General features: G+C 63.7%; 7 protein-coding genes. 5 read left to right on the top strand and 2 right to left on the bottom strand.

What is annotated here, in order from left to right:
- Positions 1-417: 417 nt before the first annotated feature.
- From ubiD to AC1DKD_RS34840, 3 genes are all read left to right on the top strand, one after another.
- Positions 418-1,947 carry a 4-hydroxy-3-polyprenylbenzoate decarboxylase gene (gene ubiD, locus AC1DKD_RS34850; protein ID WP_441624869.1) on the top strand — a complete coding sequence of 510 codons (1,530 nt, stop codon included), beginning with the start codon at positions 418-420 and terminating at the stop codon, positions 1,945-1,947.
- 234 nt (positions 1,948-2,181) lie between these two features.
- Positions 2,182-3,516: an RNA-guided endonuclease InsQ/TnpB family protein gene (locus AC1DKD_RS34845; protein WP_477111666.1), complete on the top strand. Its 1,335-nt coding sequence runs from the start codon at positions 2,182-2,184 to the stop codon at positions 3,514-3,516.
- 5 nt (positions 3,517-3,521) lie between these two features.
- Positions 3,522-5,546, top strand: coding sequence for an acetoacetate--CoA ligase (locus AC1DKD_RS34840; protein ID WP_477144292.1), 2,025 nt, complete (start codon positions 3,522-3,524; stop codon positions 5,544-5,546).
- Positions 5,547-5,618: 72 nt separating this feature from the next.
- Here the strand turns inward: AC1DKD_RS34840 and AC1DKD_RS34835 are convergent, their stop codons facing one another.
- A complete protein-coding gene (locus AC1DKD_RS34835; protein ID WP_477111668.1) occupies positions 5,619-6,275 on the bottom strand; it encodes a glutathione S-transferase family protein in 657 nt (218 codons plus the stop codon).
- A gap of 481 nt (positions 6,276-6,756) precedes the next feature.
- On the opposite strand from AC1DKD_RS34835, the gene AC1DKD_RS34830 reads away from it, so the two are divergent.
- Positions 6,757-7,971: a polyhydroxyalkanoate depolymerase gene (locus AC1DKD_RS34830; protein ID WP_477111669.1), complete on the top strand. Its 1,215-nt coding sequence runs from the start codon at positions 6,757-6,759 to the stop codon at positions 7,969-7,971.
- 46 nt (positions 7,972-8,017) lie between these two features.
- On the opposite strand, the gene AC1DKD_RS34825 is transcribed toward AC1DKD_RS34830, so the two are convergent.
- Positions 8,018-8,503, bottom strand: coding sequence for a cupin domain-containing protein (locus tag AC1DKD_RS34825; RefSeq protein ID WP_477144291.1), 486 nt, complete (start codon positions 8,501-8,503; stop codon positions 8,018-8,020).
- Positions 8,504-8,780: 277 nt separating this feature from the next.
- On the opposite strand from AC1DKD_RS34825, the gene AC1DKD_RS34820 reads away from it, so the two are divergent.
- A complete protein-coding gene (locus AC1DKD_RS34820) occupies positions 8,781-9,716 on the top strand; it encodes an aldose epimerase family protein (protein WP_477111670.1) in 936 nt (311 codons plus the stop codon).
- Positions 9,717-9,985: the final 269 nt, after the last annotated feature.

Raw genomic sequence — 9,985 nt, 5'->3', positions numbered from 1 at the left:
GACCGGACCCGTCCTGCTCTGACGGATCCGCTCATATGATCGGATATGGATGATTCTTCACTAACCCCTTGACAGGGCGCAAAAAAATGTGCTGCACCGCAACACTCCAACGAGCAGAAACGGATTGTAGAAACCCTTTTATACATCGTCAAGAATAACAATTTCAATTAACCAATCTTTTGGTTATATGTAACAAGGCTCTTTGACGCACTTTCACCACCCCCCGATTCTGGGAAAGTCAGCACTGGCAATGCATGGAGGCCATCGCGGCCGACCGCGGCGGTGTCAAAAAATTTACAATTTGGAGATGCAAATGAGGATGATTTTTTTGCGCCTCATCGCACCAATGTGTAGATAGAAGCATATGACTTGCCAGGACAGGCGCGCTCCGTCGCCTGTACACCACTAGAATTCACTATGAAATACAACGACTTGCGCGATTTCATCGGCCAGCTGGAAGGCCTTGGCGAACTGAAACGGATCGATGCGCCGGTGTCGCCCAACCTCGAAATGACCGAAATCTGCGACAGGCTGTTGCGGGCAAGCGGACCGGCAGTCGTGTTCAAAAACCCGAGCGATCCCCGGAGGCCTGGACAGAGTTATAGCGTCCCCGTACTGGCCAATCTGTTCGGTACGACACGCAGGGTGGCGCTGGGCATGGGCGCCGAAAGCCTGGCCGATCTACGTGATATCGGCCGTGTCCTGTCGGCGCTCAAGGAGCCCGAACCGCCCCGCGGCCTGCGCGAAGCCGGCAAGCTGTTCACGCTGGCCAAGTCCGTGTGGGACATGGCGCCCAAGCGTGTCGGTAGCCCGGCCTGCCAGGAGGTGGTCTGGGAAGGCAATGACGTGGACCTGGCGCGCCTGCCCATCCAGACATGCTGGCCGGAAGACGCGGCGCCGCTGATCACCTGGGGCCTGGTGATCACCAAGGGCCCGCACAAGAAGCGGCAGAACCTGGGCATCTACCGCCAGCAGGTCATCAGCCGCAACCAGGTCATCATGCGCTGGCTGGCGCATCGCGGCGGCGCGCTGGACTTCCGCGAGCATGCGCTGACCAACCCCGGCAAGCCATTCCCGATCGCGGTGGCGCTTGGTGCGGACCCGGCCACCATCCTTGGCGCCGTCACGCCCGTGCCGGACACCTTGTCGGAATACCAGTTCGCTGGACTGCTGCGTGGCAGCCGCACCGCGCTGGCCGGCTGCATCACGCCCACGCTGTCCGAACTGAGCGTCCCGGCTTCGGCCGAGATCGTGCTGGAAGGCCATATCCAGCCCGACCCGAACCACCCTTCCGGCTACCAGCACGCGCTGGAAGGTCCGTACGGCGACCACACCGGCTATTACAACGAGCAGGACTGGTTCCCGGTCTTCACCATCGACCGCATCACCATGCGGCGCGATCCGATCTACCACTCCACCTACACTGGCAAGCCGCCCGACGAGCCGGCCGTGCTTGGCGTGGCGCTTAACGAAGTCTTCGTGCCCCTGCTGCAAAAGCAGTTCCCGGAAATCACGGATTTCTACCTGCCGCCCGAGGGCTGCAGCTACCGCATGGCCGTGGTGCGCATGAAGAAGCAATACGCCGGCCACGCCAAGCGCGTGATGTTCGGCGTCTGGAGCTTCCTGCGCCAGTTCATGTATACGAAGTTCATCGTGGTGGTGGACGACGACGTCGACGTGCGCGACTGGAAGGAAGTTATCTGGGCCATCACCACGCGCGTCGATCCCGCCCGCGATACCGTGCTGGTGGAGAACACGCCGATTGACTATCTCGACTTCGCCTCGCCGGTATCCGGGCTGGGCTCGAAGATGGGCATCGACGCCACCGACAAATGGCCCGGCGAAACCACCCGCGAGTGGGGCCGCCCGATCCAGATGGATGCCGCCGTCAAGGCACGCGTCGATGGCCTTTGGGACTCGCTGTTCGAGGCCCGGTCCAAGGCGTGATGGCGGACTGCATGTAAGATCACGTTTTCCGGGGTGGCGATACGAGTTGCGCGGCCCCAACTCGTATCGCCATGCATCGCACATGCATCGCATCGCAACCCAWCCGCACGTCCGCGCAGACTGATCCGGGGAGGAGATGGTCTCCAGATAGCGTGAACGTGCCGATAGGTGCATAATTGTGCACGCCCAGCGTGCGCTCTTAAGCCGCGACAAGGAACACAAAGGCCGCTGCCAATGCTGCTAGCCCATACGATCGAACTTGTGACCAGCCAGCGCGAAGTCGATTACTTCGTGAGGGCGGCTGGGTGCGCGCGTTTCGTATGGAACTGGGCGTTGGCAGAATGGCACCGCCAACGCGCGGCCGGTGGTAAGCCGAGCGCAATGGCGCTGAAGAAGTCCTTTAACGCCATCAAGTATCAGCAGTACCCGTGGATGACCGACATCCATCGTGACGCGCACGCCCAACCATTCGCTAATCTATCAAAGGCCTGGTCGAAGTTCTTCTCTGACATTAAGTCGGGGATAAAAGCGCATGCCCCCAGGTTCAAGAAGAAAGGTCAATGCAAGGACGGATTCTACGTCGCCAACGATAAGGTAAGGTTTGACGGACAGTCGGTTGTGCTGCCATTGATTGGGCGGGTTGCCATGCGGGAGGCGCTGCGGTTCCCCGGGCGAGTAATCGGCGCCGCCGTGAGCCGACGAGCCGATCGTTGGTTCATCTCAGTCCAGGTAGAGGTGGCGGACGAAGTGGCGTTCGTCCCGCGCACCGGCAATGGCGTGGTTGGCGTGGACCTTGGGATCAAATCGGCCGTCACACTTTCGACGGGGGAAGCGTTCGAGGGCCCAAAGCCGTTGAAAGCAGCCCTACGGCGCCTGCGGATTCGGTCTCGACGCCTTTTCCGGAAGATTGAGATGGCGAAGCCAGGGCGCGCGGCATTCAGCCGAGATTTCATTGGGCCGCTACGTCCGAACGCCAAACCACAGCCGGCGCGGTCTTCCGGCCAGATCGACAGTGCTGCACGGCTGGCGCGCCTGCACGCCCGCGTCGCTAATATCAGGCAGGATTTCCTGCACAAGACAACCACCAGGCTATGCCGCGAAAACCAAGCGATTGGCCTGGAGGATCTCAACGTCGGCGGTATGCTCAAGAATGAGCGTCTTGCACGCTCACTATCGGACATGGGGCTGAGTAAGTTTCGCCGGCAAATGGAATACAAGGCGAAGAGATACGGCACGCACCTTGTGTTTGCCGATCGCTGGTTTCCGTCGAGTAAACTGATGTCCTGCTGTGGCAATAAGCTCAACAAGCTTGCGCTTAGCGAGCGTCGCGTCGTGTGCCCGGCCTGCGGCATTAGTCATGACCGCGATCACAACGCAGCGATCAACCTTGAACGGCTCGCAACCGAAACTGCGCTACCCGTGGCGAGTGATTCGGCAACGAATCGCACTGCGAGAGGCATGTCGCCAATCGCAGACGGGAAAGTTACGTCCGTCAGAGACGAGGTCGGCCAGCAAGGAGCCTCGGGGCGGGAAGGAAACGACGCGAACATTTGCGCACGTTTTTCATAGCAGACATGACCACCCTTGAAGAAGGAAAATTGATGTGGACGCCGTCGCCGGCGTTTCGCGACGGAAGCCGCATCGCGCACTTCATGCGCTGGCTGGAAAGCGAGCGCGGCCTCGCCTTCGCAGACYATGCCGCGCTATGGCAGTGGTCGGTGACGGACCTGGAGGCCTTCTGGGACGCCATCCGCGCCTACTTCGACGTGCGCTTCGACACGTCGCCCGCGCGCGTGCTCGGCAATGCCGCCATGCCCGGCGCGCGTTGGTTCGAGGGCGCGAGCCTGAACTATGTGCGGCAGGTATTCCGCCATGCCGGCAGCGGCGCGGCCCGCCAGCGCGCGGCCATCCGCTACGCCGGCGAATCCGTTGAAGTCACGGACCTTAGCTGGGACGCGCTCGAACAACAGGTAGCCTCGCTGGCGCACGCCCTGCGCGAAATGGGCGTCACCCGCGGCGATCGCGTGGCGGGCTACCTGCCGAACATCCCCGCCGCCGTCGTCGCCTTTCTGGCCACCGCCAGCCTCGGCGCGATCTGGTCGGGCTGCGCGCCCGACATGGGGCAGGTGGCGGTGATCGACCGCTTCCGCCAGATCGAACCCAAGGTGCTGATCGCCGTGGACGGCTACGGCTACGGCGGCAAGGCATACGACCGTGCACCGATACTGGCCGAGTTGGCCGCCGCCCTGCCCTCGCTCACGGACCTGGTGCTGGTGCCAGCGGGAAATCCCGGCGAAGGCACGATCCCGCTGCCGCCCGGCCTGCACCGCCACGCGTGGCAAGACGTACTGGCACATCGCGTGCCGCTGGCGATTGAGCCGGTACCGTTCGACCACCCGCTGTGGATCGTCTACTCCTCCGGCACCACGGGCATGCCCAAGCCCATCGTGCACGGCCACGGCGGCATCGTCATCGAGCAGCTCAAGCTCATGGCCTTCCACAACAATCTCGGGCCGGACGATGTTTTCCACTGGTACAGCAGTAGCGGCTGGATCATGTGGAATGCCCAGGTAGCGGGGCTGCTGCTGGGCACCACCATCGCGCTCTACGACGGCAACCCCGTCTGGCCCGACGCCGGGGTGCTGTGGCGCTTCGTGGATGCCGCCGGCGTCACCGCCTTTGGCGCCGGCGCAGCGTTCTTCACCAGTTGCATGAAGGCGGGCATCGAGCCGGCCCGCCTGGCCGACCTGTCCCGGCTGCGCGCGCTCGGCTCCACCGGTTCGCCGCTACCTGCAGAAGCCTACGATTGGATCTACCGCCACGTGCGCGCCGACATCTGGCTGGCGCCCATGAGCGGCGGCACCGACTTCGCAGGCTCTTTCGTGGCGGGCTGCCCGATCCTGCCAGTCTACTCGGGCGAGATGCAGTGCCGCTGCCTGGGCGCAAAAGTGGAAGCCTTCGACGAAGCCGGCCACGCGCTGACCGAAGAGGTGGGCGAACTGGTCTGCGCGGCGCCGATGCCGTCGATGCCGCTGTTCCTGTGGGGCGACGCCGACGGAAAGCGCTACCGCGACAGTTACTTCGATACCTATCCCGGCGTCTGGCGCCACGGCGACTGGATCAAGATCACCGCGCATGGCGGCGCCATCATCTACGGCCGCTCGGACGCGACCATCAATCGCCACGGCATCCGCATGGGCACCAGCGAGTTGTACCGGGTGGTGGAAGATCTGCCGGAAGTGCTCGACAGCATGGTGGTGGATCTCGAGTACCTCGGCCGCGACTCCTACATGCCGCTGTTCGTGGTGCTGCGCGAAGGCGTGGTGCTCGACGATGCGCTGCGTGACATCATGCGCGCGCGCATCCGCAGCGCGCTGTCTTCCCGCCATGTGCCGAACGAGATCCTGCAGGTGCCCGGCGTGCCGCGCACGCTGTCGGGCAAGAAGATGGAAGTGCCGGTCAAGAAGCTGCTGYTGGGCCACGCTCCGGACAAGATCGCCAATCGCGATGCCATGGCCAACCCGGAGACGCTGGACTGGTACTTTGCCTACGCCGAGCATTTTCTCGCGGCGCGCGCGAGCGAATCCGCGCCGGTGTAAAACAATGAGGGTGCGCCCTGGCGCACCCTCTTCTTCTTTGCCCGTTCCTTTTTCATCCCCAGCGCCTGCGAATCAGAACTCCACTTCCAGCTCGCTGATTTCATCGGGCTCTTTCCTGGCGTCCGCGATCCATTCCTGCAACTCCGGCATCGCCAGGATCTGCTTGCAGTATTCCACCGGCGCGGGATCCAGCATAACCCCATAGGTCACAAAGCGCGTCACCACCGGCGCATACATCGCATCGGCCATAGTGCGTTTTTCGCCGAACAGGTAAGGGCCGCCATACTGTGTGAGGCACTCGGTCCAGATCTGTGTAATGCGGTCGATGTCGGCTTGCGCGCGCGACCACACCTTGAAGCCGGGAAAGTGCCCCTTCAGGTTCATCGGCAGCGCCGAGCGCATGGCAGCGAAGCCTGAGTGCATTTCTCCGCAGATGGCGCGGCAATGCGCGCGCGCTGCGCGCTCCTCCGGGAGCAGGCCGGCCTTGGGACTGACTTCGTTGAGATACTCGGCAATGGCCAGCGTATCCCACACCGTCACGCCCTGATGCAGCAACCGGGGAACGAGGATGGAGGGCGACAGCAGCAGGATTTCCGCGCGCGCCGCGGCGTCGTCGGGCGGTACCAGCACTTCTTCAAACTCCAGTCCCGCGAACCGGGCCAGCAGCCAGCCCCGCAGGGACCATGAAGAATACGTTTTGCTGCTGATGGTCAGTGTCGTCCTTGCCATCCCGCCTCCTTGCCACCTGGAAAAGCCGTTGCATGGCGGGCGAATGCCGTTGTGTGTGCCAGTGAACGGTGCGCCCGTATCTCTCGGTGCAGTGTCGTGCTATGTGCTTTGCGCTTGCTGCTTCTACTATGAATTTGTACTACATCATGGCGATGACATTTGTATTGCGCCTACGTACTTCGCCAGGCTACCGGGGGTAGTCGACCCACATGACGAACACGCACATCGCAAGCGGCTGCTCATGCCCCGACGCGCTCCAGCGGCGCCGCACTGGCACGGTGCAACGCGCCGCACCAGCAAGAGGCGGCGATCTTGGCAAAGGCCAGCAAGCTTCGCCCATGCGCGGCGCTCTCGCCGCAAACGAACCAGAACAGGTCACCCCGTTGCACCATACGGGCAAGCCCGCAAGCCTCATGCCAGCCACATCGCCGTGGCACGCATATTGCGGCTAATGAGGCCAACGCATAAAAAGGGGTGAGCCATGCTGTACCAGGTGTACCAGAGCTATGCGGACCTTATGCACCCCGCCTGCAGCGTCGCCGACCTCGTGGCGTCGGCGCTGGCAGTGAACTCGCGGCTCTCGGGATGCGAGCCGATGCGCGCCACGCGCGCCGCCTGCGAAGTGCTCGCGCTGAGCCGGCTGACGCATCATCGCCCGGCCTTTGGCATTGATAGCGTCGCCGTAAGCGGCACGCCGTTACAGGTGACCGAGGAAGTGGTCGCGAGCACGCCTTTCTGCTCGCTGCTGCGCTTTCGCAAGCATGGCGTCTCCGGCCAGCCGCGCGTGTTGCTGGTGGCGCCGATGTCGGGCCACTTTGCCACGCTGCTGCGGGGCACCGTGCAGACCATGTTGCGCGACCACGACGTCTACATCACCGACTGGCACAACCCGCGCGACGTCTCGTTGCTGCACGGGCGCTTCGGCTTTGACGAGTTCGTCTATCACCTGATCGATTTTCTCCACGTCCTCGGCGGCGGCACGCACTTGATGGCGGTTTGCCAACCCACCGTGGCGGCGCTGGCCGCGGTGGCCCTGATGGCGGAAGACAATGACCCTGCCCAGCCGCCCAGCCTGATCCTGATGGCCGGCCCCATCGACGCGCGCATCAACCCGACCAAGGTCAACGAGCTCGCCACCAGCCAGCCCATCGAATGGTTCGAGAATTCGCTCACCGGCTACGTGCCGCTGCGTTTCGCCGGCGCGATGCGCCGCGTCTATCCCGGCTTCATGCAGCTGATCGCCTTCATGAGCATGAACCATGAACGCCACCAGCAGGCGTTTCGCGATCTTTACGACCTTCGCGCCCACGGCGATCACGCCCGCGCCGATGCGATCCAGGTGTTCTACGAGGAATACTTCGCCACCATGGACCTGAGCGCGGAGTTCTATCTCGAAACCGTGAGCATGGTGTTCCAGCGCTTCTTGCTGGCGCAGGGCCAGCTTGAAGTGGGCGGGCGCCGCGTGGACACGAACGCGATCCACCGCACGGCGCTACTCACTGTGGAAGGCGAGCGCGACGATATCTGCGCCATCGGGCAGACCATGGCCGCGCAGGAACTGTGCGGCAGCCTGCGTCCCTATATGCGCATGCACCATGTGCAAACCGGAGTTGGCCACTACGGCGTATTCAACGGCAAGCGCTGGGAAACGCAGGTCTATCCGCTGGTGCGCAACGCCGTACACATGAGCGCATGAAACGCGCGAGCCCGTGAGCGCACCCCGCGCTTCCAGGGCAGCCCGGCTAGGCGGCGTCGCGGTCCTTCGGCCACGGTGTCACCGCGGGCACCGCGCATGGGCCTTCCACCTCGACCGTACCGAAGTCGGCCGGCCCCACGATCTCCAGGTACTCCATGTCCGGCGAGTAATCGAACAGGTAGTGGGTGATGCCGGGGCGCTGATGGACGCAATCGCCGGTCGCCACCAGCGTCTCCTTGTCCTCGTACATGAAGCGCGCCCATCCCTTGAGCATCAGCACCACATGGAACTGCGCCTCATGGCGATGCCAGCCTGTGCCCTGCTCGGGCGGCTGGTTGGCCTTGACCAGTTGCACCAGCAGCTTGCCGCCGGTGGCCTCGGCAATGCCAAGATCCCGATAGAGGAAAAAATCGCGCAAACCCTGGTCGACGAAGGCGGTGTCTTGCGAGCGCACGTGGGAAAACTTCGTCGGGGTGGAGTCCGCGGCGGGATCGCCGGCGGGCGCGCTGGACTTGTTGAGGGACTCGGCCATGACAAGCTCCTTTCGCTGGGGGGGAAAAGCACTGCGCTGCGACGCAACATTCACGCCACCAGCGGGCCAGTTGAATGTGGAGCACCGTCCGCTGCGCGTGGCATGCGCCGGGGACCTGGCATGCCACGCATGCACTTGCCGGGGGCGCTGCGTACCGGCCCGGCACCGGGCCGGTGCCATATGATTATRCATCCCGGACGCCCGGCCGGCGGCACGCCCACGCGGACAACGCAATGGCGGCTATGATGCAGCGATATGCATTCGCCGGAACCTCTGCATGCAACCCCTTTCCCATACCCGCTTCCAGGGCCAGGCATTGATCCGGGTCGGAAACGAAGATAGTTTCCTTCTGCTCGCCCCGCAGTTCGGCGGCCGCCTGGTGCGCTGGGTACATCGCGGCGAGGACATGCTCTACTGGCCGGACAACGCCGACTGGTCCCAGCCCGCCCGCGTTCGCGGTGGAAATCCCCTGCTATTCCCCTTCATCGCCAGGCACTTCGCCGACGGTGCGCAGGGCGCCTGGAAAGACGCCAGCGGCGCCGTGCGCGCCATGCCGAACCACGGTTTTGCGCGCGACCTGCCCTTCGCGGTCACGCGGCACGAGCCGGGACGCAGCATTGCCATGGAGCTGCAAGCCTCGGATGCGACGCGCGCTTCCTACCCGTTCGATTTCAGTTTCGAGGTCGCCTACCGCCTGCTCGAAGACGGGCTCGAAGCCACGCTGCGCACACGCAATGCCGGTGCACAGCCGCTGCCCTATTACGCCGGCCATCATTTCTATTTCGCGCTCGCTAACCAGGCGCGCGGGGCATCCGGGCTGGCCATGCCGGCCGCGACCCTGATGCATCAGCGAGCGGATGGCTCGCCGGCATCCAGCGGCCCAGGTGCCGCGGCGTATCGGCTCGATGACCTGCGCCTGCAAGACACCTTCCACGTCCTGCAGCCGCGGCTTGCCGCGCCGCGCGCCTGTGCGCTGGCGATGCCGCCCAACGCCGCTGCCCCTCAGGGCCGCAAGCTGGTGATCGACCTGGACCCGCCTGGCAGCGTACCGTGGTTCGCCGTCACCACATGGTCGGAGCACGTCGACGCCGACTACTACTGCGTAGAGCCCTGGCTCGGCCTGCCAAATGCTATCCACCACGGCATGGGGTTGCGCTGGCTCGCGCCGGGCCAGGAAGAGGCGGCGATTTGCCAGTTGCGGCTGGAGCGATAGCGCAAGCGCGCCGCCCAAGCGGCAAGGTTGGGAAAAAGCGCTACCGAGTGGTTGGCCGACACCAAAGCGGTGGCCTCGGGGCACTGCCATGACCTAGTTCGAGAGGGGGCGACGAAATCAAGCACAAGCGAATCATGTATTAGCTGGGACTCGATCTGACAGATAGTCGGGCTGTTGAATCGAGAAGCGCGACTCAATGCGGGATCAGTTTCTCCTTGGCGAGTTCCAGCGAGTCGAGGAAGGTGCGCATGGGCGTTTTGCCGTAACAC

This window comes from Cupriavidus sp. 05T313, from assembly GCF_056396665.1.
This window is presented reverse-complemented; position numbering and strand designations above follow the sequence as displayed.

What these genes read in the sequence shown, in the direction of transcription:
- ubiD (WP_441624869.1), top strand. Translation starts at nt 418, where the DNA reads ATGAAATACAACGACTTGCGCGATTTCATCGGCCAGCTGGAAGGCCTT.
- AC1DKD_RS34845 (WP_477111666.1), top strand. Translation starts at nt 2,182, where the DNA reads ATGCTGCTAGCCCATACGATCGAACTTGTGACCAGCCAGCGCGAAGTC.
- AC1DKD_RS34835 (WP_477111668.1), bottom strand. Translation starts at nt 6,275, where the DNA reads ATGGCAAGGACGACACTGACCATCAGCAGCAAAACGTATTCTTCATGG.
- AC1DKD_RS34830 (WP_477111669.1), top strand. Translation starts at nt 6,757, where the DNA reads ATGCTGTACCAGGTGTACCAGAGCTATGCGGACCTTATGCACCCCGCC.
- AC1DKD_RS34825 (WP_477144291.1), bottom strand. Translation starts at nt 8,503, where the DNA reads ATGGCCGAGTCCCTCAACAAGTCCAGCGCGCCCGCCGGCGATCCCGCC.
- AC1DKD_RS34820 (WP_477111670.1), top strand. Translation starts at nt 8,781, where the DNA reads ATGCAACCCCTTTCCCATACCCGCTTCCAGGGCCAGGCATTGATCCGG.